The sequence below is a fragment of the Streptomyces sp. 891-h genome (genome assembly GCF_022760275.1).
In the GTDB taxonomy this organism is placed as follows: Bacteria; Actinomycetota; Actinomycetes; order Streptomycetales; family Streptomycetaceae; genus Streptomyces; species Streptomyces spirodelae.
In genome coordinates, this window is record NZ_CP050693.1 from 3451180 (window position 1) to 3475402 (window position 24223).

General features: G+C 70.0%; 18 protein-coding genes. 7 read left to right on the forward strand and 11 right to left on the reverse strand.

Translation table 11 applies throughout. From position 1 onward, the window contains the following. Positions 1–77: 77 nt before the first annotated feature. Positions 78–1328: a helix-turn-helix transcriptional regulator gene (locus tag HC362_RS14885; RefSeq protein WP_243084426.1), complete on the forward strand. Its 1251-nt coding sequence runs from the start codon at positions 78–80 to the stop codon at positions 1326–1328. Between the two features lie 22 nt (positions 1329–1350). Here the strand turns inward: HC362_RS14885 and HC362_RS14890 are convergent, their stop codons facing one another. The 4 genes from HC362_RS14890 to HC362_RS14905 form a co-directional block, all read right to left on the reverse strand. After that, the gene (locus tag HC362_RS14890) at positions 1351–3984 is read right to left on the reverse strand and encodes a SpoIIE family protein phosphatase (RefSeq protein ID WP_243084428.1); all 2634 of its coding nucleotides are present in this window, start codon (positions 3982–3984) and stop codon (positions 1351–1353) included. A 377-nt stretch (positions 3985–4361) separates the two neighbouring features. Further along, entirely contained in the window at positions 4362–4943 is a 582-nt protein-coding gene (locus HC362_RS14895; protein WP_243084430.1) for a hemerythrin domain-containing protein, read from the reverse strand. A gap of 253 nt (positions 4944–5196) precedes the next feature. Beyond that, positions 5197–5463: a GlsB/YeaQ/YmgE family stress response membrane protein gene (locus HC362_RS14900; protein ID WP_243084432.1), complete on the reverse strand. Its 267-nt coding sequence runs from the start codon at positions 5461–5463 to the stop codon at positions 5197–5199. 245 nt (positions 5464–5708) lie between these two features. Continuing rightward, positions 5709–6293 carry a TerD family protein gene (locus tag HC362_RS14905; protein WP_243084433.1) on the reverse strand — a complete coding sequence of 195 codons (585 nt, stop codon included), beginning with the start codon at positions 6291–6293 and terminating at the stop codon, positions 5709–5711. Between the two features lie 317 nt (positions 6294–6610). Between HC362_RS14905 and HC362_RS14910 the strand changes: the two genes are divergently transcribed. Together HC362_RS14910 and HC362_RS14915 are read left to right on the forward strand one after the other, a co-directional pair. Beyond that, the gene (locus tag HC362_RS14910; protein ID WP_243084435.1) at positions 6611–7018 is read left to right on the forward strand and encodes a YciI family protein; all 408 of its coding nucleotides are present in this window, start codon (positions 6611–6613) and stop codon (positions 7016–7018) included. Between the two features lie 8 nt (positions 7019–7026). Next, the gene (locus tag HC362_RS14915) at positions 7027–8238 is read left to right on the forward strand and encodes a DUF6596 domain-containing protein (RefSeq protein ID WP_243088606.1); all 1212 of its coding nucleotides are present in this window, start codon (positions 7027–7029) and stop codon (positions 8236–8238) included. Positions 8239–8261: 23 nt separating this feature from the next. Here HC362_RS14915 and HC362_RS14920 read toward each other — a convergent pair whose 3' ends face one another. The 5 genes from HC362_RS14920 to kdpF all read right to left on the reverse strand — a co-directional run bounded on the left by HC362_RS14920 (position 8262) and on the right by kdpF (position 13796). Beyond that, on the reverse strand, positions 8262–8960 hold the full coding sequence (locus tag HC362_RS14920; protein ID WP_243084436.1) for a DUF4232 domain-containing protein: 699 nt from the start codon (positions 8958–8960) through the stop codon (positions 8262–8264). Positions 8961–9192: 232 nt separating this feature from the next. Further along, the gene (kdpC, locus tag HC362_RS14925; protein ID WP_243084438.1) at positions 9193–9804 is read right to left on the reverse strand and encodes a potassium-transporting ATPase subunit KdpC; all 612 of its coding nucleotides are present in this window, start codon (positions 9802–9804) and stop codon (positions 9193–9195) included. 5 nt (positions 9805–9809) lie between these two features. Continuing rightward, positions 9810–12038 carry a potassium-transporting ATPase subunit KdpB gene (kdpB, locus tag HC362_RS14930; RefSeq protein WP_243084441.1) on the reverse strand — a complete coding sequence of 743 codons (2229 nt, stop codon included), beginning with the start codon at positions 12036–12038 and terminating at the stop codon, positions 9810–9812. Beyond that, entirely contained in the window at positions 12035–13699 is a 1665-nt protein-coding gene (gene kdpA / locus HC362_RS14935; RefSeq protein ID WP_243084442.1) for a potassium-transporting ATPase subunit KdpA, read from the reverse strand. The genes kdpB and kdpA overlap by 4 nt, the downstream gene beginning before the upstream one ends. Before the next feature lie 7 nt (positions 13700–13706). Then, positions 13707–13796, reverse strand: coding sequence for a K(+)-transporting ATPase subunit F (gene kdpF, locus HC362_RS14940; protein ID WP_243084444.1), 90 nt, complete (start codon positions 13794–13796; stop codon positions 13707–13709). 428 nt (positions 13797–14224) lie between these two features. On the opposite strand from kdpF, the gene HC362_RS14945 reads away from it, so the two are divergent. Together HC362_RS14945 and HC362_RS14950 are read left to right on the forward strand one after the other, a co-directional pair. Then, complete coding sequence (locus tag HC362_RS14945) at positions 14225–14656, forward strand: hypothetical protein (RefSeq protein WP_243084446.1); 432 nt, start codon at positions 14225–14227, stop codon at positions 14654–14656. Then, positions 14653–18852: a tetratricopeptide repeat protein gene (locus HC362_RS14950; protein WP_243084447.1), complete on the forward strand. Its 4200-nt coding sequence runs from the start codon at positions 14653–14655 to the stop codon at positions 18850–18852. The genes HC362_RS14945 and HC362_RS14950 overlap by 4 nt, the downstream gene beginning before the upstream one ends. On the opposite strand, the gene HC362_RS14955 is transcribed toward HC362_RS14950, so the two are convergent. Further along, positions 18828–19325: an NUDIX hydrolase gene (locus tag HC362_RS14955; protein WP_243084449.1), complete on the reverse strand. Its 498-nt coding sequence runs from the start codon at positions 19323–19325 to the stop codon at positions 18828–18830. The two genes, HC362_RS14950 and HC362_RS14955, sit on opposite strands and share 25 nt — an antisense overlap. 374 nt (positions 19326–19699) lie before the next feature. Next, the gene (locus tag HC362_RS14960; RefSeq protein ID WP_243088607.1) at positions 19700–21571 is read right to left on the reverse strand and encodes an ABC transporter ATP-binding protein; all 1872 of its coding nucleotides are present in this window, start codon (positions 21569–21571) and stop codon (positions 19700–19702) included. A 1191-nt stretch (positions 21572–22762) separates the two neighbouring features. On the opposite strand from HC362_RS14960, the gene HC362_RS14965 reads away from it, so the two are divergent. Together HC362_RS14965 and HC362_RS14970 are read left to right on the forward strand one after the other, a co-directional pair. Continuing rightward, positions 22763–23455, forward strand: a complete 693-nt coding sequence (locus HC362_RS14965; protein ID WP_243084451.1) for a TerD family protein — start codon at positions 22763–22765, stop codon at positions 23453–23455. Continuing rightward, a complete protein-coding gene (locus tag HC362_RS14970; RefSeq protein WP_243084453.1) occupies positions 23448–24026 on the forward strand; it encodes a hypothetical protein in 579 nt (192 codons plus the stop codon). Before HC362_RS14965 ends, HC362_RS14970 begins: the two co-directional genes overlap by 8 nt. Positions 24027–24223: the final 197 nt, after the last annotated feature.

Genomic DNA, 24223 nt, shown 5'->3' on the forward strand with positions numbered 1-24223 from the left:
ACCGGGCCGCGTGATCGCGCGGAGGAGCCACCCAGGGGGCCAGGGAGGGGCCACACTGGTCATGGAAGGGGGCCGGTATGAGCGACACCACCGAGCGGCGCCGCGAGTTCGGCGTCTACCTCGCCGGTCTGCGGCGGCACTCCGGCCGCTCCCAGCGGCAGTTCGCCGCCGCGCTGTGCGCTGCGGCCGGCGCCCACTCGATCACCCGGAACGAGGTCTCCCGGTGGGAGCGCGGGGAGCGCGTCCCGGACGTGTGGCTGCCCACCTTCGCCCAGGTGCTCGGAGTGCCGCTGCGTGAGCTGGAGCAGGCTGCCGCGTATGCCCGGGGGGACGCACAAGCCTCCCTCCCCGGGGTCGCGGCCACCCTCGCGGACCTGCTGCCGGACGGGGAAGGGCTGGGGCCCTCGGCGGCCCCGTGCGGCCGTCGGGTCGGCACCACCACCGTGGACGGTCTGGCGGCTCGCGTGCACGGCCTCCGGCTCGCGGACGACGTACTGTCCGGCGGGGACCTGATCGCCCCCGCCTTCCGTGAACTGCGCGCCGCCGTCAGGCTTTACCGCGAATCCGAACACTCCGAGGAGACGGGGCGCGGCCTGCTGGTGCAGATCGGGGAGTTGGGTCAGATCGCCGGGTGGATCGCCTCGGACGCCGGTCGCGGTGAGGACGCGGAGCACGCCTACCGGCTCGGCCTCTCGGCCGCACGGCAGGCCGGGGACGCGCCGCTGGTGGCACAGCTCGCGGGCAGCCTCGGCTATCACCTGACGAACAGCGGCCGGGAGCGGGAGGGCCTGGAGTGGGCGAAGGCTGCTGTGGCCGAGGCCGGACCGAACGCCCCGGCCGCGACGCGCGCCCTGTTCCTGGACCGCCTGGCGTGGGCCCACACTCGCGCCGGGGAGACGCAACCAGCCCTGCGTGCGCTCGGGGAGGCGCACACGGCCCTGGACGCCACGGACGGCCCTCCGGCGCCGACGTGGGCGTACTGGGTGAACCGCGAGGAACTGGAGGTCATGGACGCCCGCGTGTTCACCGAGCTGCGCCGCCCACTACGCGCGGTGCCGCTGCTCCAGGACGTGCTGGGGCGCTACGACGCCACACACGCCCGGGAGGTCGCCCTGTACCGGTCGTGGCTGGCCGTGGCGCTGGCCGACGCGAACGAACCCGAGCAGGCCGCCGAAGAGGCCCGGCGCGTCATCGACACGTCCGGGGATCTCTCCTCGGAGCGTACGGCGGGGCGAGCCAGGACGGTCCTGCACCGACTGAAGGAGTTCGAGGACGTACCGGAGGCGCGCGAGGTGCTGGCCGAGTACGGGCATCTGTTGTGCGTGTAATTCCTGGCTCCTCGGCCCCCGGTCAAGTGAAGGACTGCTCCGCCCAGATGATTTTGCCGGTGGGGGTGTAGCGGGTGCCCCAGCGTTCGGCGAGTTGGGCGACGAGGAAGAGGCCGCGGCCGCCCTCGTCCGTCTCGGCCGCGTACCGCAGGTGGGGTGAGGTGCTGCTGTGGTCCCAGACCTCGCAGAAGAGGCTCTCGTTGCGGATCAGGCGGACGCGGATGGGCGGGGTGCCGTAGCGGATGGCGTTGGTGAGGAGTTCGCTCAGCAGCAGTTCGGTGGTGAACGCCGTCTCCTCCAGGCCCCACTGAGCGAGTTGGCGGGTGGCCGCGGTGCGCACCCGTCCGACCGAGGTCGGATCGGGCTCCACGTCCCACTGGGCGATCTGGTCGGCGCCGAAGAGCCGGGTACGGGCGACCAGCAGGGCCACGTCGTCGGCGGGGTGCTCGGGGAGGACCGTTCTGAGCACCTCGGTGCAGGTCTGTTCGGGGCCCGGGCTGCTGCCGGCCAGCGCCTGGCCCAGCAGCTCGATGCCGACGTCGACGTCCCGGCTGCGGTCCTCGACCAGACCGTTGGTGTACAGGACCAGTCGGCTGCCCTCGGGGAGCCGCCGCTCGACGGCCTCGAAGCGCATGCCGCCCACCCCCAGCGGCGGGCCGGGAGGCAGCTCCAGGAATTCCACCTCGCCGTCCGGGGTGACCAGCGCGGGCGGCAGATGTCCGGCGCGGGCCACCGTGCAGCAGCCGCCGACCGGGTCGTAGACCGCGTACAGACAGGTGGCCCCGGCGACGGGGGTCCTCGCGGGTGCCGTCTCCTCCTGGTCGATACGGGTGACCAATTCATCCACCCGGGCGAGCAGTTCGTCGGGGGGCAGGTCAAGATCGGAGAGGGTGTGGATGGCCGCGCGCAAGCGCCCCATGGTGGCCGCGGCCTGCAGCCCGTGGCCCACGACGTCCCCCACCACCAGCGCGACGCGGAAACCGGTCAGCGGCAGCACGTCGAACCAGTCGCCGCCGACCAGGGCCTTGGCGGGGAGATACCGGTGCGCCACCTCCAGGGCGCTGTGGGTCACGTGCGCTGCGGGGAGCAGGTTCTCCTGGAGCGTCATCGCCGTGGCGTGCTCACGGGCGTAGCGGCGGGCGTTGTCCACCCCCAGGGCCGCCCGGGCGACGACTTCCTGGGCGAGGAAGAGGTCCTCTTCCCCGAACGGTTCCGAGCCGCTGCCGCGCCAGAAGTTGACCATGCCCAGCAGCACCCCGCGGGCGCGCAGCGGGACGAGGATCAGGGAGTGGATGCCGTAATCGACGACTCGCTGCGCATGTTCCTGGTCCACCGCCATCCACGACCTGGAGGCCGTACGCAGATCCGCCATCAGGACGCCCGGCGCCCCGCCCAGCACGGCGGCCTGCGGGGTGGTGGGCGGCAGCGTCAGCTCGGTGCCCACGGGGATGAGGGGATGGTCGTCGCGGATGCCGTGCACCGCGATACGGCGCACCGGCACCAGGCCGTGAGCCGGCGCCGGCTCCTCGCCGCGCAGCACGGGCTCCGCCAGGTCGACGCTGGCGAAGTCGGCGAGCCGCGGCACCACGACCCGCACCACCTCCTCCGCCGTCCGGGTCACATCCAAGGTGGTCGCGATCTCGGAAGCCGCGTCGTAGAGCAGCTTCAGCTGTCTGCGGGCCGTCTCCGCCTTGCCGGTCAGTGCGCGCAGCTCGGTGGAGTCGCGCAGGGTCGCCACGATGCCGCCCGGTACGCCGTATCCGTCGGTGCGGCGTAGGTTGGCGGCGAGCAGCCGGTCGCCGACGGTGAGCATCTCGTCGGTGGCCTCGCGCCCCGAGGCCAGCAGCGCGGAGCTGCGCGGGGGCAGGCCGAGTTCGTCCACGCCCCGGCCCTCGGCGTCCGGCGGCAGCTCCAGCAGCCGGCGGGCCTCGTCGTTGGCCAGCGTCAGCCGCCGGTCGTCGTCCACCAGCAGGATGCCCTCGCGTACCGCGTGCAACACCGCGTCGTGGTGCTGGTACTGGCGTGCGATCTCGGCCGGGTCCAGGCCCAGCGTCTGACGCCGTACCCGGCGCGCCAGCAGCACCGAGCCGATGGTGCCCACCGCCAGCGCCAGTACCGCCAGCCCCACCAGCACCGGGATCTGCCGCGAGGCCTCCGTGCTGATCTGCCGGAGCAGGACCCCGACCGAGACCAGGCCCACCACCCGGCCGTCGTCCTTGATGGGCACCACGGCGCGTACGGACTGGCCGAGGGTGCCGCGGTAGGTCTCGGTGAGCGCCTTCCCGCGCTGCGCCGGTGCGATGGTGCCGACGAAGTGTTCCCCGATCCGGTCGGGGTTGGGGTGCGTGAAGCGGATTCCGGCCGGGCTCATGAAGACCACGAAGCTGGCGCCGGTGTCCCGCTGCACAGCCTTGGCCACGGGTTGCAGCCTGCGCGTGGGATCGGAGGACTGCACGGCGCTGATCACGCCGGGGGCCTGCGCGAGCGTCCGGCTGATCGCCAGCATCTTGTTGCGGCTCTCCGCGTTGGCCGCCCGCAGCGAGAACCCGATACTCACCGCGGCGCCGATACCGACGACGAGCACCAGCACCCCGACCTGGAACAGCAGCAGCTGCCCTGCCAGGCGCCAGCCACCCCGTGCAAGGACAGGTCTCATCATCGTCACACTCTCGCTCGCCCGAACAAGAGCCTACGGTTCACATCGGCGGTTTTCGTCGTATATCGGGCGGAGACACGCGCGGCTGGTGGCCTGCAAGAGCCGGTGCCGGGGAACGAAGCCCTCTTTTCGGGGGCCGCGAAGGGCGTAGAGGCCGTAGAGGCCCCAAAGGCCGTAGAGGCCCCACAGGCCCCAAAGGCCGCAGAGAGGGGGCGGCACCGGCGGCTGTCGGACCAACCTGCCGGTGCCTGCGCGAAGGACGTCACATTCGCGTCTTCCGGTGCGTTGCCACACACTCCGGGCGGCAAACGGGCCGCAGCCGAATGTGACCTCTCGGATACCGAACCGTTGTACGCGACCTCGTCCCCGACGGGCCGTCACTTTCCGGTGGAGCTCACCGCGTCGCGGGCCCGGTCGAGGACAGCGGCGAACGGGCCCATCGTCCACTGAAGCGCCGGGGAGCCGGCCGCCGCCGGGTGGGGACGGGTGGGCGCGGCCTTCTCCACGGCCAGGATGCGCTTGCCCATCTTGGTGCGGTCCTCCTCGCTGAGCCGGGTGCGCAGCGCGGGGAACTCGTCCCGCTCCTCGTGCTCCGCGTGCTCGCTGACGGACTGCTCGAAGTCGGCCAGCATGCTGGTGAACCTCTCGCTGCCGAACTCCAGCTTGTCGAGTTCGGCCAGCACCTCGTTGGCTTCCTTCTCCTCCGAGTTGCGCGCCTCGACCTCCTGCTCGCCGGCGGTCTTCTTCGCCGCGGGACGCACGATCATCTCCTCGGCGGTCTCGTGCACGGCCAGCAGAGCCCGCAGCTCGTGGAAGCGGTCCTCCCGCTCCTCGGCGGGACCGCTGCGCACGGCCTGGAACAGGTCGCGAATCCTGGCGTGCTGCTCGAGCAGCACGCCCACCACGTCCTCGGCGGGCATGCTCGCGGCCTCGGCACGCTCCTGCTCGGCACTACTCACTGAAACCTCCACGGGAAGATCGAGAAAAGCTCGGTCCACTTGCCCTGAGCGGGTTTCCCTCGCCTTCCCGGCTCAACCGGCCCGACCGGAATCCCCGCCCAGCCGCGGGGCAGCCCCGCCGCCGAAGTGCTCCGCCCACTCGTTCGGCGAGGCCGGTCACCTCGCTCCCGCATACGCCCGGACCGCTCGTCCCGGCCCGCCAGGTCAAGGAAGCCGTGCGGGCCCACCGAGCCAGGAGCGGAGCGGGCGCGGTTCAGTCCCGCGAGTTGCCCAGCAGGAGCCGGTAGCCGACCAGCAGCACCAGGGAGCCGCCGATGGCCGCGGCCCAGGTGGCGAGGTCGAAGAACTCCTTCGCGATCGGGCGGTCGAGGAACGTGGCGGATATCCAGCCGCCGATGAAGGCCCCGGCGACCCCGATGAGGGTGGTCCCGATCAGACCGCCCGGGTCCCGCCCGGGAAGGATCATCTTCGCGATGGCCCCGGCAAGGAGACCCAGAACGATCCAGCTGACGATGCCCATGGCGTGCTCTCCTCGTGCCGGGCCAAGTCCTGCGCGGGAGGACCCGGCGGTACGGACGGTACGTGCACAGTTGCCAAGTTGTGCCGTTGCCCAGTTGCTCAGTGCTCAGTTGCTCAACTGTTCGTGTACTGGCGCTGGAAAGGACGCCGGGCAGGCGGCTCCGGTTGCCCGGAGGCCGACTCCCCTACGGACGGAGGCCGGCCCCGGGCCCTCGAAGACTTCGCCTCTTCTGCTCGGTCCACGTGCTACTTGCTGGCCGCGAAACGCATCAGGGCGTGCTCGTCGCCCTGTTTGATCTTCCCCGTCTCATTGATCACTTGGAGCTTCCAACCGCCGCCCGACCGTATGGCCTTGGCCACGGCGCAGCCGTTGTCCTGGGTGAGCAGGCTGGGCCAGATGTCGGCCACCTGCTGCGAGGTGCCCCCGGTCGCGTCGTACACCTTGAAGCTGACGTTGCGCGCCTTCTGGAGGGAACTGCCCTTCTTGAAGGCGGCGGCCACGAAGACGATCGAGGTGATGACGCTCGGGACCTGGGCGAAGTCGACCGTCACCGTCTCGTCGTCACCGTCCCCGTGCCCGGTCTGGTTGTCGCCGCTGTGCACCAGGGAGCCGTTGCCCAGGGGGTCGAGGGAGTCGAGACCGGCCAGCCGCACCGGGTCGCCACCGTTCATGGCTATGGCGATCAGATCGAGGTCGGTGCCCTTCTTCCGGAGGAGTTTGCCGACCACCCCGCCGCTGGTACCGGCAGTGGGGTCCCAGGACACACCGATGGACAGGTGCGTCACTCCGTCCAGGTCCGCGGGACCGTCGTCCTTCGTCAGCGTGATCATGCGTGGGTCGTCCTTCTTGCTAGAGGGGGGCAACATGCCGATCGTCAAAGGGTCAACGTGCCGAGGGCGCCTACCGTCCCTCTTCTCTTGAGAGCCTTGGTCTCGATCCGGTCACGCACCCCACGGCACGCCAGCCACTTTGCGCAACCATATATCCATATGGGTAATACGGACCGGGCCCTGTCCCGGCCTCCTGGATGCGGCGGAGAATTCCCGGAAAAAAATCCCGGCGAGCATGTCGAGAACCGCCGACCTGCTCCGTCCTGGGTGTGAACGCGGCCAAGATGGGTCGCACCAGCCCCGAGGAGAGAACCACCATGGCCAAGTACCTGCTGCTCAAGCACTACCGAGGCGCTCCGGACGCGGTCAACTGCGTGCCGATGGACCAGTGGGAGCCGGAGGAGATCACGGCGCACGTGCAGTACATGAACGACTTCGCGGCCCGGCTCCAGGAGACCGGCGAGTTCGTCGACGGCCAGGCGCTCGCCCCCGAGGGTGAGTGGGTCCGCTACGACGGTGAGGGGCGCCCGCCGGTCACCGACGGCCCGTTCGCCGAGACCAAGGACCTCATCGCCGGCTGGATGGTGATCGACGTCGACAGCCACGAGCGGGCCGTCCAGCTGGCCGGGGAGCTGTCGGCCGCACCGGGCAAGGACGGCAAGCCGATCCACGAGTGGCTGGAGCTGCGCCCGTTCCTGACCGAGCCGCCCACCATCACCCAGTGACAGCGCCGATCGACGAGGCACTGCTTCGCAGCCTGATGCCGAGCGTGCTGGCAATCCTCGTCCGCCGCGGAGCCGACTTCGCGGCGGCCGAGGACGCCGTCCAGGAGGCGCTGATCGAGGCGGTACGCGTCTGGCCGGACAATCCCCCACAGGACGCCAAGGGCTGGCTGATCACCGTCGCCTGGCGCCGGTACCTCGACCACACCAGGGCGGAGGCGGCCCGCCGCCGGCGGGAGGACCTCGTCGACGAGGAGCCGCCGCCAGGTCCGGCGCCGTCCGCGGACGACACGCTCCAGCTCTACTTCCTGTGCGCGCACCCGTCGCTGACACCGTCGTCCGCCGTGGCGCTCACACTGCGCGCCGTCGGCGGGCTGACCACCCGCCAGATCGCCCAGGCCTATCTGGTGCCCGAGGCCACCATGGCACAGCGGATCAGCCGGGCGAAGCGCACCGTCTCCGGCGTCGGGGCATCCCCTGCTCCGGGGGCCCCTCCCGGCCGAAGGCCGGGGGAGAAGCCGAGAGATCGGGGAAGGTTCGACCAGCCAGGCGACGTCGCCACCGTGCTGCGCGTTCTGTACCTGGTCTTCAACGAGGGCTACTCCGGCGACGTCGACCTCGCCGCCGAGGCCATCCGGCTCACCCGGCAGCTCGCCGCCGCCATCGACCACCCCGAGGTGGCCGGGCTGCTGGCCCTCATGCTGCTCCACCACGCCAGGCGCGACGCGCGTACCGCGCCCGACGGCAGCCTGGTGCCGCTCGCCGAGCAGGACCGCGCCCGGTGGGACACGCGCCTGATCGCCGAGGGCATCGGGATCCTGCAGGCGGCCCTCGCCCGCGACCGGCTGGGCGAGTTCCAGGCCCAGGCCGCCATCGCAGCGCTCCACGCGGACGCGCCCACCGCCGAGGAGACCGACTGGGTGCAGATCGTCGAGTGGTACGACGAACTCGCCCGACTGACCGACAACCCCGTCGTCAGGCTCAACCGCGCGGTGGCCGTCGGTGAGGCCGACGGACCGCGCGCCGGTCTGACGGCGCTCGCCGAACTCGACCCCTCGCTGCCCCGCTACACCGCGGCGGCCGCCCATCTCCACGAGCGCGACGGCGACCTGTCGACGGCGGCACGGCTGTACGCCGAGGCGGCCCACAAGGCGACCAACCTCGCCGAGCGCGATCACCTGACCCGCCAGGCCGCCCGGCTCAACACCGACCGATCCCCGTGAGGCTCTACTCGGCTGCTGCACGGCTACTGCTTGCCGGTGCCGACGGGGTCCACCGTGACCTCCTGGTCGGCCCCGGCCCGGACCGGAAGGCTGAAGCTGACCGACAGGCTCTTGTAGTGGGTCTCGCCGGGCGGGGTGACGCGGATGGCGCTGACGTACGCGCCGGTGCCGCCGGTGTTGTTCGGCGGGTAGTGCAGGGTGAAGCGGGTCGTCTCGCCGGGTGTGAGGGCGACGGCCCGGGTGGGGGTCTCGCTGCGCTTGGCGCTGAGCGGCCTGCCGGCGTCCTGGGACATGAGGTCCACACCGGGGAATCCCTTGAGCGAGCAGGCGTCGCTGCCGGTGTTCTTCATCCTGACGATGAGATCGCCCTCGCCCATACCGTGCGACGTGCCGAAGGTAAGGTCCGACGTCTTGCAGGGGCCGGTGGTGATCTGCCCGCCGCCGCTGCCGGGGGCGGAGTCGGCCGCGTTCTCCTTGGACGCGCTGCCACCGGAGCTCCCGCCCGAGGAGGACGACGAGGAGGACGAGGAGGAGCCGCCGCCCGAGGAGCTGTCCGAGGAGCCCTTCGAGGAGCCGCCCGAGGAGCCGTTCGAGGACGAGGAGGAGCCGCCGGAGGCATGTGTGTTGGCGTTGGCGTCGGCGTCCCCGTTCCCCTGGCAGGCGGTGAGCGAGAGACCGGCGGCCAGGGCCAGGGCGGTGAGAGTCAGCTTGCGAGCGCGCATCGTTTTCTTCCTCAGCGGTCGGTGCCGGCTGCCCGGCACGGTGAGCGTTACTGACCCCTTCGATCCACCCCGCCCGAGGAATGTTCACGCCCACCGGCCGCTCTTACCTGCCTGTTACACACGCCCCCTCCCACCCCCATCCCCCAGGCCCTCGGGACCCCACCTCCGGGACGGCCCCGTGACAAACCGATGGAGCGGCCTGCCTCTGCGTGGCCGGGCCCGGCGGGGGGGTTCAGTGCTCGGCGAGCCGGCGCAGGGCCACGTTGAGTTCCAGCACATTGACGCGGGGCTCGCCGAGGAAGCCCGCGTCGCGCCCTTCGGTGTGCTGGTGCACCAGCTTCTTCACCTGAGCCGGAACGAGGTGGTTCGCGCGGGCGACCCGGGTGATCTGGATGTCGGCGTACGCCGGTGAGATGTCCGGGTCGATGGCGGAGGCCGAGCCGGTGACGGCGTCCGCGGGCACCTTGGCGGCAGGTACGTCGTTGAACGCGGCGACCTGCTCCCTCGCTTTCCGCACGGCCCTCAGCAACCTCTCGTCGGAGGCCCCGAGTTGGCTGGAGCCGGTGGAGAGCGGGTCGTAGCCGCCGTGGGAGGGGCGCGGCTGGAACCACTTGGGGTCGGGCCGGTCGGTGCCGGGGACGTTCCACTTCTGGCCGATGAGCCTGGACCCGACCTCGCGCCCGTCGGCCCGCACCTTGGAGCCGTTGGCCTTGTCGTGGAAGGCGGCCTGCGCGATGCCGGTGACCCCCAGCGGATAGAGGATGCCGGTGACCACCGTGAGCACCAGCAGGGCCCGCAGGGCGCCCCACAGCAGCCGGATGGTGTTGCGTACGGAGGTGTTCATGACGGTCAGCCGACTCCGGGGATCAGGGAGATGAGCAGGTCGATGAGTTTGATGCCGATGAACGGCGCGATCAGCCCGCCCACGCCGTAGAGGCCGAGGTTGCGGCGGAGCATCCGGTCGGCGCTGAGCGGCCGGTACCGCACGCCGCGCAGGGCGAGCGGCACCAGCGCCACGATGATCAGCGCGTTGAAGATCACCGCGGCCAGGATCGCGGACTCGGGACTGGCCAGCCGCATGAAGTTGAGGTCGTCCAGGCTCGGGTACGCGACGGCGAACATCGCCGGGATGATCGCGAAGTACTTCGCCACGTCGTTGGCGATGGAGAACGTGGTCAGCGCACCGCGGGTGATCAGCAACTGCTTGCCGATCTCCACGACCTCGATCAGCTTCGTCGGGTCGGAGTCCAGGTCCACCATGTTCCCGGCCTCCTTGGCTGCGGAGGTACCGGTGTTCATGGCGACGCCGACGTCGGCCTGGGCGAGCGCGGGGGCGTCGTTGGTGCCGTCGCCGGTCATGGCGACGAGCTTGCCGTCGGCCTGCTCGTGCCGGATGAGGGCCATCTTGTCCTCGGGTGTGGCCTCGGCGAGGAAGTCGTCCACTCCGGCTTCGTCGGCGATGGCCTTGGCCGTCAGCGGATTGTCCCCGGTGATCATGACTGTTCTGATGCCCATCTCGCGCAGCTGGCCGAAGCGCTCCCGCATGCCCGACTTGACCACGTCCTTGAGGTGGATCACGCCCAGCACCCGGGCGGCACCGCCGTCCGCCTCGACGGCCACCAGCAGCGGCGTACCACCGGCCTCGGACACCTCCTCCGCGAGCCGCCGGGCGCCCTCGGGCGCGTGCCCGCCCCGTTCGGTCACCCAGGCGAGCACGGCCTGCGCGGCGCCCTTGCGTACCTTCGTCCCGTCCACGTCCACACCAGACATCCGGGTCTGTGCGGTGAAGGGAACCCATTCCGCGTGGGCGAGTTCGCCCTCGTGCCGCTCCCGCAGCCCGTACCGCTCCTTGGCCAGGACGACGGCCGAGCGGCCCTCGGGCGTCTCGTCGGCCAGCGAGGAGAGCTGCGCGGCGTCGGCCAACTCCTCCTCGGACGCGCCCTGGACGGGGAGGAACTCCGCCGCCTGACGGTTGCCGTAGGTGATGGTGCCGGTCTTGTCCAGCAGCAGCGTGGACACATCCCCCGCCGCCTCGACGGCCCGCCCGGACATCGCCAGCACATTGCGCTGCACCAGCCGGTCCATGCCCGCAATACCGATCGCGGACAGCAGGGCGCCGATGGTGGTCGGGATCAGGCACACCAGCAGCGCCGTCAGCACGATCAGCGACTGCTCGGCGCCCGCGTAGACCGCGAACGGCTGCAGGGTGACCACCGCCAGCAGGAAGATCACCGACAGCGAGGCCAGCAGGATGTTCAGCGCTGTCTCGTTCGGCGTCTTCTGCCGCGCGGCGCCCTCCACCAGGCCGATCATCCGGTCGATGAACGTCTCACCGGGCTTCGCGGTGATCTTGACGACGATCCGGTCCGAGAGCACCTTCGTACCGCCGGTCACCGCCGAACGGTCGCCGCCCGACTCGCGGATGACCGGAGCGGACTCACCGGTGATGGCCGACTCGTCCACCGACGCGACACCCTCGATCACATCGCCGTCGCCTGGGATCACCTCGCCCGCCTCGCACACCACCAGGTCACCCGTCCGCAGCTCGGTGCCGGGCACCCGCTCCTCCGCGCCCCGGGTGTCCCTGCCGACCAGCCGCCGGGCCACCGTGCCGGTCTTGGTCCTGCGCAGCGAGTCGGCCTGCGCCTTGCCGCGCCCCTCGGCGACGGCCTCGGCGAGGTTGGCGAAGAGCACCGTCAGCCACAGCCATACGGTGATCGCCCAGCCGAACCAGTCACCGGGATCGGTGACGGCCAGTGCCGTGGTGAGGACGGAGCCGATCTCCACCACGAACATCACCGGCGACTTCACCATCACCCGTGGGTCCAGTTTCCGGAACGCTTCCGGCAGCGAGGTGAGCAGCTGCTTCGGGTCGAACAGCCCTCCGCCGACCCGGCCGGCCGCGGGCTCGGAACCGTGCCCGGCAGGGGAGTCCTGGTGCGGGACGAGCGCGCCGCTCCCCGTGGCCGTGGGGGTGGCCGTCGGAGACGTCGAGTCCGACGTGGAGGTGGAGGTGGAGTCGGACGAGGAGGTGGCGGTCGACGTGTTGTCCATCGTGCGCTTCAGATCGGAGGTCATACGGCCAGCCCTTCAGCGAGCGGCCCAAGTGCCAGAGCCGGGAAGAACGTCAGTCCGGCCACGATGACGATGGTCGCCATCAGCACGCCGGTGAACAGGGGTTTGTCGCTGCGCAGCGTTCCCGCGGTGGCGGGAACCGGTGTCTGCCCGGCCAGAGAGCCGGCCAGCGCCAGCACGAACACCATCGGCAGGAAGCGGCCCAGCAGCATGCAGAGCCCCAGCGCGGTGTTGTGGTAGACGGTGTCGGCGCCGAAACCGGCGAACGCGCTGCCGTTGTTGTTGGAGGCCGAGGTGTAGGCGTAGAGCACCTCGGAGAAGCCGTGTGCGCCGGTGTTCGTCATCGACGACTCGCCCTCGCCCGTGGCCATCGCCGCGGCCGTACCGATCAGCACCAGCGCGGGAGTGATCAGGATGAAGCAGGCGGCGAGCTTGATCTGACGGCTGCCGAGCTTCTTGCCCAGGTACTCGGGGGTGCGCCCCACCATCAGCCCGGCGAGGAACACCGCCACGACCGCCATGACCAGCATCCCGTACAGGCCGGAGCCGACACCGCCGGGCGCGATCTCACCGATCATCATCCCGAACAGCAGCACCCCGCCCGAGAGCCCCTGGAACGAGTCGTGGAAGGAGTCCACGGACCCGGTCGAGGTCATCGTCGTGGACACCGCGAACAGCGAGGAGCCGCCCTCACCGAACCGCTGCTCCTTGCCCTCCATCGAGCCGCCGGCCAGCTGCGAGGCCGTCCCCGGGTGGGCGAACTCCAGCCACGTCACCGCGATGACGCCGGCCAGCCAGATCCCGGCCATGGCCGCCACGATCGCGTACCCCTGCCGCACGCTGCCCACCAGCGTCCCGAAGGTGCGCGGCAGCGAGAACGGGATGACCAGCAGCAGGAAGATCTCCAGCAGATTGGAGATCCCGTTCGGGTTCTCGAAGGGGTGGGCGGAGTTGGCGTTGTAGAAGCCGCCGCCGTTGGTGCCCAGGTCCTTGACTGCCTCCTGGGAGGCGACGGCTCCCCCGGTCAGCTGCTGATGGTCACCGGTCGGAGTGGTGACGGTGTGGATGTCCGCGAAGTTCTGGATCGCCCCCAGCGACACCAGCACCACAGCCGCCACGACCGAGATGGGCAGCAGGATGCGCACCACTCCACGCACCAGGTCGGCCCAGAAGTTGCCCAGCTCCCCGGTACGTGACCGGGCGAAACCGCGCACCAGGGCGATGGCCACCGCCATCCCCACAGCCGCCGAAACGAAGTTCTGCACGGCCAGACCGGCGGTCTGGGTGACATGGCTCATCGCCGTCTCACCCGAGTACGACTGCCAGTTCGTGTTCGACACGAACGAAGCGGCCGTGTTGAACGCCTGGTCCGGATCGATGGGCGCGAAACCCAACGACAGCGGCAGCTTGTCCTGCACCCGCTGAAGCAGATACAGCAGCAACACGCTGACCAGTGAGAAGGCCAGCACTCCGCGCAGATAGGCGGGCCAGCGCATCTCCGCGTCCGGATCGGCACCCACAGCCCGGTACATCCACCGCTCGACGCGCAGATGCCGCTTCGAGCTGTAGACCCTGGCCATGTAGTCACCGAGCGGCCGGTGGACCAGCGCCAGCGCCACGATCAGCGCCGACACCTGCGCCACATCGGCAAGGACATCACTCATCGCAGCGTCAGAACCTCTCCGGGAAGAGGAGCGCCGCGATCAGATAGCCCAGCAGGGCCACGGCCACGACCAGCCCGGCAACGTTCTCGCCCGTCACAGCTTCTGCACCGCCTTGGCGGCGAGCGCCAACAGCGCGAACACCGCGACCGTGACGACGACGAAGGCCACATCGGCCATCAAATGCTCCTCGGAATCACCTCAGGGTCAGGACCCTGCGAGCACACCACCCCTCCCAGCCCTCCCGGCCCCCCGTTAGCACCTTCCATACGGCAACGAGCACCTCCCTGACGCACCCCTTACACCCCACCTCCCCCCAAAGACGGCCCACCCGCGCAGAGCCCCCCGAAACGCCCGAGCGCCCGGACCGGTGATCTCGGTCCGGGCGCTCCCTCGCAGGTCAGCCGGGTGAGCCCGCCCTGATCGCGGTAGGTGTTTGATTTCCAGCGTATTTCCGTCTATTCGGGCACGTTGGCCGCCGGTGCGGGTTAAAGTCCCCCCGTCGGTACGGCGCGAAGGGGGACGCTGATGGGGCCGGAGGAGTTGGGGGCGCTCACCGCGGCGGCGGGGGCGGCTGTGGTGCAGGCGGCGGGGACCGATGCCTGGGCCGGGATACACGCATGGTGGAGCCGGTGGTGGGGGCGTGTGGGCGAAATGCTGCATCGCGAGGAACTGCAACGCGAGGAGCTGGAGCGCCTCGACGCCGACGGAACGACCTTGCCCGCCGCCTCTGAACCTGAAGCGGCGAACCGAGCGGGGTATTGGACCGGCCGCTTCGAGACGCTTCTGGGGCTGCTGCCTCCGGAGGAGCGCGAAAAGGCGGTGGCCGAGCTGCGAGCGCTGGTCGGTCAGCGGCCGTCGGCCCAGCACGGTGACACGACCGTGAACGTGTCAGGCGACGCCCAGGTCCAGAACGGTGACCACAACTACATGGTGAACAACTTCGGGTCGCCTTCATGACCGAGGGCGTTGTCCCGGTCTCCGTGCAGATCGGGAACGACAACACCATCGTCAACAACCTGCCTCCGGAGCACCGCACGGCGGTGTTGCGGCGGAAGCTGCGGGAGTGGGACGACCTCGCCACAAGGGCCCAGTCGGCACCGACAAGCCCGGCCGCTCTGCTGGACGCACACCACGCGGTGGTGCCCTTCAGGGGGCGTGCCGAGGAACTGGCGGAGCTGCGGGCGTGGTGCGAGGCGCCGGGGCTGGGGATCCAACTGCTGTACGGGCCGGGCGGGCAGGGCAAGACCCGCCTCGCGCGCCGCCTCGTCGACCGGCTCGGTGAGACGCAGGGCGACGAGCCCTGGAGCGTCCTGTGGCTGAGCGACAAGGCCCCGGCAGGTGAGCTGCCGGTCCTCCAGTACACGCAGTCGCCGCTGCTGGTGGTGGTCGACAACGCCGAGTCCCGCACGGGCCAGTTGCCCACGCTGCTCAGGGCGGCAGCCGCCGCGCCCAGAACCGTGCGCGTCAAAGTCCTGCTGCTGGCACGCAGCGACGGCGACTGGTGGTACGACCTGCCCGCGGCCACCGAACTGGAAGAGCTGTACGACGCTCCTGTCACGCCCCTGGACCCGCTGGAGCGCGACCCGGACCGGCACGCCGAGGCGTACCGTGACGCCGTGGAGGGCTTGGCCCGCGCCCTGCCCCAGGTTCCCGATCAGCGGCTCATCCACTGGGGGCGCCATGCCCAGCGCCTCACGGGCTCCGCCGCGTACCGTACCCGGACGCCGGACATGGGCGTGGCACTCACGCTGCACATGACCGCGCTCGTCGACCTGCTGGACGCGGCGCACAAGCCCCGGAGAGCCGACCCGTTGGACGCGGCCCACAAGCCCGGGAGAGGCGCGAGCCGCTCCTGGCCCATGGAGAAACGGCTGCTTGCCTACGAGCGTCACTACTGGATCGCCGTCGAGGCCGACCTGGGCCTGAAGAAGCGCAGGGGCATCGACGCCGTCGTCGCCGCAGCGTTCCTGTGCGGTGCCGCCGACCGCGAGGAGGCCGACGCGCTCCTGGACCGTGTACCCGTGCTCCAGGGCCAGACCGCGGACGTCCGCTGGGCTGTCTGCGACTGGATCAGCGACCTCTACCCCCCGACCGCCCCCGCACAGTTATGGGGGATCCTGCGCCCGGACCGCCTCGTCGAATACTTCTTGGGCGACCACCTGTGTGCCGATCCGCGGCTGGCCGATCGTCTCCTCACCGGGGCGTCAGAGGCCCAGGCCACCCAACTGCTGACCCTCCACACCAGGGCGGCAGCGCATCCTGCGCACCGCGAGCGACTCGACGCACAGCTCACCGATCTGTGCTGCCGGAACCCCGAGGTGCTCGGCGCCCTCGCCGTCGACGTCGCCACCCGGGTGGAGCGACCGGAGCCGCTGGTGAAGGCCCTGTACCGGCTCACCGACGACCCCGGCACGGACCTCGCGCATCTCATGCGGCTGCTGGACCGCCTGCCCTCCTCCTCCCACAACCTGGCCGACTGGGCGTTGCACCTCACCGAGCGGCTGACCGACATCCACCGCGAGCGCGCCGAGACGGACTCCTCGTATGCACCGGCCCTGGCCAGGCTCCTGCGCAAGCTCTGCGGACGACACCTCGACATGCGCCACCGGCAGCGCGCCTACGAGGTGGCGGAGGAAGCCGTCAGCTGGCTGAGACCACTGGCGGAGACGGACCCCCCGACGTTCCGGCCCCATCTCGCCGCGTCCCTGCACAATCTGTCGATCAGCCTCGACGGCGTGGGGCGGCGAGCCGACGCCGTAGGACCCGCCTACGAGGCCGTCGGGCTCTACCGCGAACTCCTCGCCGAGTCCACCTCACCCTCCGACCGGCGGGCATACCGCTCGGAACTGGCACACGCCCTCAACGCCGTCGCCAACTGCGAGGGGGAACTCGGCCGCCCCGGCAAGGCCCTCACCGCCATCGAGGAGACCGTGGGCATCCGGCGCGAGCGGGTCGGGGAGCGGCGCGAACGGGCGGAACTGGCCGACGGCCTGAACAACCTGGCCATCTGGCAGAAGGAGTGCGGCCGGCACACGAAAGCTCTGGCTTCGAGCCGCCAATCCGTGGAGCACTACCGGTCCCTGGCCGAGGAGCACCCCGACGCCTTCCGGGAGGGCTTCGCCAGGAGTCTGCACACGTACTCCCACTGCCTGCGGAACACGGGCCGGTACGCGGAAGCCGTGCACGCGGCCGAGGAGGCGCTCGACATCCGTCGCCACCTGGCCAAAGCGCGGCCCGACGCATACCTTTCCGACCTGGCGTCCGACCTGAACTCCTTCGCCATCGACGCGGGCGAGACGGGACGGAGGCGCGAAGCCGTCGAGGCGAGCGCCGAGTCCGTGTCCCTCTACCGGAGGCTGTACGAACGGGAACCGGCCGCGTTCGCGGAAGAGCTGGCCATGAGCCTGAACACGTACGCCAACCAACTGCACGACGTCGGCGCCCAGGAGGAGGCGGTGAACGCCGCCCGCGAGTCTGTCGACCTGCACCGTTTCCTGGAGCAGGCGAGCCCCGGGATGTTCACAGGGGATCTCGCGCTCAGCTTGAACACGTACGCCAGCCAACTGGAGGGCGCAGGACAGGTTCAGGAAGCGCTGGACGCCGCCCGTGAGACCGTCGCCCTCTACCGGCGCGCGGCCGAGGAGCGGCCGGAGGCCTTCCTCCAAGGACTCGTCATGGGGCTCAACACCCTCACCCAACGGCTGAGCAGTGCGGGCGGGGACGAGGAAGCCCTCGCGACGGCTGAGGAGGGTGTCGTCTTCGCCCGCCGCCTCTGCGCGGTGGACGAGACGCCACCAGCGCTGTCCACCGCCGCGATCATGCTCGCGACCAGGGCGACCCGGCTGTATGCGGCGGGCCGGCCGGCCGAGGCCGTACAGGACGCGCGGGAGGCGGAGGCCCTGTTCCGGGGGCTCGTACAGGAAGAGGACGCGGCGCCGCACGTACCGCAGTTGGGGAAGGCGCTGTTGCTGCTGGGCGTCGTCCTCCCGCAAGTGGGCCTGCAGGATGAGGCCCTTGAGGCGTTGGCCGAGAGCGCCGGCCTCTTCCGCCGTCTGGTCGAGGACAGTCAGGAGGACACGGCGCTCCACACCCCGCAGTTGTGCGCCGCCCTCACGGAGCTCGGAAAGCTGCTGTCCGCGGCGCGCCGCTACGAAGAGGCAGCCGATGCGTTCCTGGAAGCTGTGCCGCTCCGTCGCAGGACGGCGCGGAACGAGCCCACGAGCCAACTCACCGAGCTCGTCGCCCTCCTGGCTGCGACCGTTGAGTTCCTGGTGGCGGTCGGGCGCCGCAGTCAGGCTCTGCCGCTCGCGGACGAGGCCGTCGGCCTGCTGGACGGGCCGCTGCGGGACGCGCCCGCCCGGCAGGGGATGCTCGGGCAGTTGCTGCCCGTTCTCGGCGTTCTCCAGCACGGCGCCGGGTCGGAGGAGGAGGCGGATCACACCCTGCGGCGGGGTGTGGAGGTGGCCGAGGATCTGCCCCGTACCGAGCCGACGTACGAAGTGGTGCTCCAGAGGGCGGTGCACGGCCTGGGCACGTACCTCGTCGAGCGCCGGCGATACGAGGAGGGGCGGGCCCTCCTCGTCCGCGCCACGGACCTCGCCCGCCGACTGGTCGCGGTGGACACCGCGTACGACTTCGTTCTGGCCTGGACGCTGGCGTCTCTCGGCCACTACCCGGCGGACGACGAGGCCCCGCTTCCGGACGCTCTGGATACCACCGAGGAGGCGGTCACCCTCGCCCGCCGCCTCGCGCCGGCCGATCCGGCCCTGCATGAGCCTCTACTGGCGTGGGCGCTGGCCCTGCACGGCCTGCGCCTCGCCGAGGCCAGCCGGCACGACGAGGCGATGCGAGCCGCCGTGGAGGCCGTCACCGTCGCCCGCCGCGCGGCGCACCAGCCACAGCTGGGTTTCGCCCTTTACGCGTCCGCCACCATACGGCTCCTGGCCAACGCCGAGCCGGAACAGGCGGCACGGGAGGACATCACAGAAGCCCTCGCCGTCTACCACGACCTGGCCCGCGAGGAACCCGGTCTCGCCGCCGTCCACCTCGACGCCGCGGAGAGGACACGTCGGCGCCTCTTCCGTACCCCTCCTGACTCACCCTCGGCCGCTCCGGGACCTGTGGAGGGTCAGGCGGGGGTCTGCTCCAGGTAGCAGGCCGATCCGCTGCGGCGGGCCTCGGCGACCGCGGCGAGCAGGCGGAAGGAGAAGGCGCTCATCTCCGTGCGCCACTCCTCCACCGTCCGGACGGCGACTTCGGTGTGCTCATCCGGGTCCAGGACGATGCGGTCGATCTGGCCGTGGTCGAGCTGCCCGCCGTCGAACACGAAGCCGATCTTGTGGGTGGTCCAGTCGCCGAGCGGAGGCAGGAAGTGCACGGCCAGCAGCCGCGGTGTCTCCGCGACGCGCAGGCCGGTCTCCTCCAGGCACTCGCGTACCGCGCAACCCCACGGTGTCTCGTCCGGGTCGTCCAGGTTGCCGCCGGGCCACTGCCAGACCGCCGGGTCGTGGGCGGAGCGTAGTTGGATCGGGCGCTCGTCCCGGTCAGTGACGAAGAAGCAGCCGTAGATGGTGGCTTTGGGCAGGGTGGCGATGTACTGCTCGGGCGGGAGCCAGGTACCGCTCATGTCGTCTCCTGGGTCGTCTCGTTGTCGAAGCCGGACTCACCGGCGCGCTGGTTGATGAGGGTGGAGTCGCAGCAGGTCGGCGGATGGTAGCGAGGTGTAGCGCGGGCCGCTGGTGGTGACTGTCCGGGCCGAGGTCGCCGTCTGCCTCCAGCCCGGCGACCATGGCCTTTCGGGCAGCCCTCACCTCACACGCCGGGTCGCCCTCGTCCCCTTGGCCCGGTAGCCCCGGTGGTCATGCCCAGCCCATTTCTGTGTACAGGCGCCCGGCACGGATGCCGTCGATGGCGACCCGGGCGTACGGAACAACCTGCTCGGGGAGCTCGCCGGGATCCCAGACGCGCCAGCCGGTGCACTTGTCGGGCTCCCGGAACGGGTCATGGACGTGCTCCGGGTTGCTCGCGGTCGTTGCGGGCTGTCTCGGTGGTGACCTGGTAGGACAGCAGTTCCTGGAAGAGGCCCGGCTGTTCGGCGAGCTCCTGGTAGGTGCCGTCCTGGACGACTCGTCCTTGGTCGAGCACGACGATCCGGTCGGCGACAGCCAGGTTGGTGATCCGGTGGGTCACCAGCAGCACCACCCGGTCCCGGGCGAGACCGCGCAGCCGCTGGAAGATCCGGTACTCGGCTCGCGGGTCGAGGTTGGCGGTCGGCTCGTCGAGGACCAGCAGACCCGCCTCGCGCATGAACGCCCGGGCCAGAGCGATGCGTTGCCACTGGCCGCCGCTGAGCTCCTCCCCATTGAGCCATTCCCGGGCGAGAAGGGTGTCCAGGCCGGAGCCGAGCTCGGCGAGGACCTCGTCGGCGCCGGCCGCCTCGCAGGCCTCATGCACGGCGGCGTCTCCACGCGGCGAAGGCTGCCCGAGGGTGACATTCTCCCGCACCGTCAGCGGCCAGCGCGCATAGTCCTGCGGAACCAGCGCCACCTGCTTCCACAGCGCTTGCGGATCGGCGTCCCGCGTGGCGACCCCGTCCCACAACACCCGACCCCGGGTCGGGAGATACAGGCCTCCGACGAGCTTCGAGAGCGTCGTCTTGCCGGAGCCGTTGAAGCCCACCAGTGCGGTCACTTCGCCGCGCTTGAGCGTGAGGGAGACCTCGGACAGCGCGTCCACCTCTTTGCCCGCGTAGCGGTGGGAGAGGGATGCGATCTCGATCGTCTTCGGCGGCCCGGGGCGGTGGGTGCCGCGGCGCATACGGAAACCGCCCGCCCGCTCCAGGAAGCGAGTCCAGTCGTCCATGTACAGCCCGGTGCGCACGGCCCGGGAGCCGACGGACACCAGGCCGCGTACGGACTGTCCGGCCATCTGGAGTGCGAAGACTGCCGCGCCCGCCCGGCCGACGCTGATCTGACCGGTCGCCAGCAGCCAGATCACGGCCGCCCACACGATCGTCGAGCCCACCCCTCCGCAGACAGCGCCGATCAGCGAGAAGCGGGCTCCCTGGTCGGCGGCGGCCCGGTCTTCGCGGTTGATCCGGGCGGCGGTGCGCCGGTACCGGCCGGAGAGGAAGGCGGCCATGGTGCCGGCGCGGATCTGGTCGGCCGCGTCGCGGGTGTAGATGTGCCAGCGCAGCACCGCGAGCATCCGGTTGTCGCCGTTGCTGCGCAGGTTCGCCAGATAGCGCACGCGGGCGGCGCTGACCTGGGAGACGGCCTGCGGGAGACTCGCGATCACCAGCAGCGGCAGCAGGATCGGGTGAACGCCCGCCAGCACGACGGCGCCGGCAAGGAAGCTGGCGGCCGAGGCGATCAGGTCCTGGCCCTCGTTGATCAGGTCGCCGGTGACCTGTGCGCCGCGGTCGGCCGCCTCCCGGTCGCGGTTGAAGTCCGGCTCGTCGTAGGCGGCCAGCTCCACCTCTGTGCAGCCGTCGAGCAACATCTGCTCGGCCTCGCGTGTCATCAGCGGCCCGAGGCGCGAGGAGAGCCAGTTGACCGTGATGCCCATCACCGCACGCGCCGCGGCGGCGCCCGCCAGCAACGCGACCGACGGCCATGCCTGCAGCAGCCGGTGGAAGACGTCCCCGCTGGCCAGCAGCGCGGTCAGCGTGCCGCTGATCGCGATCAGGCCCGTCGCCTGCATGATGCCCGAGACGGTCTGGCAGGCCAGAAGCCCCGCGGTCGCCGGCCGGTCCACCTGCCAGGCCAGCACCAGCGACCGGCGCACCAGCCGGGGCAGACGCCGCGCCATGTCGATCAACCGGATCGACCGTCCGGCCGCCTCCCGGCTCCCGGTCAGGTCCACGTACCGCATCTCCGGCTCGGCGGCCTCCTGTTCCCCCGCAGCACCGCCTTCGGCCTGCCGGGGCACCACCGATGCCTGCGCCGAACCCTCCGGGGGGAAGGTCTTTGTGCTCGTTGCGCGGTGGTGCCCGGGCCCCTGGACGGGCGGACTCGAATCGCCGACGGACTCACCACTGCTGCTGCCCGCGCCGGGCTCCTGCGGCTTCTTCGTCATACCCACCACACCCCGACACGTACGGGGCTTCCGGCAACGTCAACGCGACGCCGCCCCAGCATGTCCCTCAGGACCTCGCCAGGGGGTCGTTCGATTCCGGGTTGCGCGGACACATGAGCAGAGGCAGGCGCCACGGCATCCTCCATACGGATGGACGAGGGGTACACGTGCTCTAGAAACAGCTCCAAGCAGGGCGCCGTAACGGGTATTTGGTGAACAGGAGTTCTGATACGAGGCCTCGGCCCGCCGCGAGGCCGCGACCGGACCCCGGCGTCATTCGAACGGTGCCGGGTCACCCCGACGGGGGATTGCCACGGACTTCCGGCCCGACGCACCACAGACGGTGCGGCTCCTCAGCACGGCATCGGCTGAGGGAGCGGGGCTCCCGGTCGTCACCGGTGCGGGGCGGCTCATGCCCACGGGAGGGGCGATCTGACGTTGCCGCGAGGCCGGCCAGCCTCTCTGCGCGGATGCGCCCCTCTGGCGCTCCCCTCCCCCTCGTCACCGGGCTCCGGGCAGCGCCGCCGCCCCAGCACAAAGAAAAACCCCAGGTCAGACGGGTCTGACCTGGGGTCCAGCGGTAGGCCGTGTGGGACTCGAACCCACAACCAATGGATTAAAAGTCCTGGCCAGACCATGCTGGATGGTGTCGACCGCGTCCAAGAAATCCTTCCGCACCAGGTCAGAACAGGTGCGGAAGGTGACCGCTGCTACGCAGTCCGGACGCTTCGCAGCACATCCGATCACGCATCGATCAGGCACCCGAGCACCACAACCTGCGGTTTCGACTGCCATGGTCGGTGGTCGATGCGACCGTTGGACCAACAATCCCTTCGTCCCGCAGGGCTTCCGGTCTGGACGGCACTCTCCGTGTCGTGACAGAAGAGCAACTGCCAACACGCTCTCCGACTGTCCTGGTGGAGCGGAGAGACTTGGGTGCGATTCAGCCAGCGGAATCGCTACGTGAGTCATCGCGAAAGGTCGCACATGACTACTGTTCTCACCAAGGGTGGCAATGTCGCATTGTCTGCGGCGATTTGCCGCGTCACCCTCAGCTCCGCGACCACGGGCATCGATGTGGCTTCTGTGCTGCTCGGAGAGGACAGCAAGGTACGGAGCGATGACGATCTAGTCTTCTACAACCACACATCGCAAGACGGGGTTGAATTGAATGGGCAGACCGTCGTGGCGGAATTGGCTGCGGTCCCCTCGACAGTCGACCGCATTGCGGTTGTAGCCAGCATCGATCCCGAACTGCAAGTCACGCACTTCGATGCGATCAACACACCCCATGCGATTATCGAATGCGGAAACGCGCGGATCACCTTTGTGCCGCCACCGCTCATGCATCGGGAGACGGTGGCCATCCTCATCGAGTTGTATCGACACGCAGGCGCTTGGAAGGCAAGAGCAGTAGGCCAAGGATGGGACACAGGGCTGGCGGGCCTTGCCTCGGGCTTCGGCATTGATGTGGATGATCCAGGGCCGACCGGTACACAGGCTTCGCCGAGGACGCCCACGCAGGGCCGACACACTCCCCCTGTGCCGCCCCCCCAATCCCGCATCACACGTCTCCGCAGTGCTGTCGGCGGCCCCATCGACGGCACCAGCTCGCCAGCCCGTCCCACTGGGCAAAGTCGCCCTCTCCAAGGCCGGTCGAGCAACGATCGACATGCGTAAGGACGACCTGAGTCTGGTCGTGACGGCCACACTCGAATGGGACGGCGGAAGTGCGGCCAGAAGGCAGGCCGGGGCCGACCTCGACCTGTACGCGCTCTATATGCCTGGAAGTCTTGTCACCCCGCCTGGCAAGCCCCCGACCAAAACAGATCAAGTCGTCTACTACCGAGAACTAGGATCCTCCGTTGCACCGCCCTACATCGCTTTGGATGGCGACTCCAAGACGCCAGGAAGCGAGACGATCACCATCCGTCGTCCAGACCTCCAGGGCTACGTCCTGCTGCTGTGTGCCTACAGCGCGGTGGAGAACGGGACCGGTTCGTTCAAGTCCTACGGTGCCCGAGCGGTCGTCACTGATGGGCGCGGCTCTACCGTAACGGTGCCACTGTTCAACAATCGGAATTTGTCCTACTGGGTCGCCATCGCATTGATCGACTTCACCGTTCCTGACGGTGTCCAGATTCGGCATGTCGAGAAGTACAGCGGCAACCACGTCGAATCTCGTCCCACGCTGTACTCGAATGGGAACTTCCGAATGAGCACTGGCAAGGTTGAGTTCAAGACAAGGTAGTCGGCAGTAGAGGTCGCGTCTTACAGCGGTCAGAAGCTGAGCCTGGGAAGCGACGGCGCTTTCACAGACTCACGGTTTCTGACCAGCGAGGATTTCATTTACTGCGGAAGGTTCCTAGACCTGGTGGCACCGCTGCTGACTCTGGTTATCCGCTCTGAAGTACACGCTACGGGCTCGGAATGAAAGAGGAACGCTTG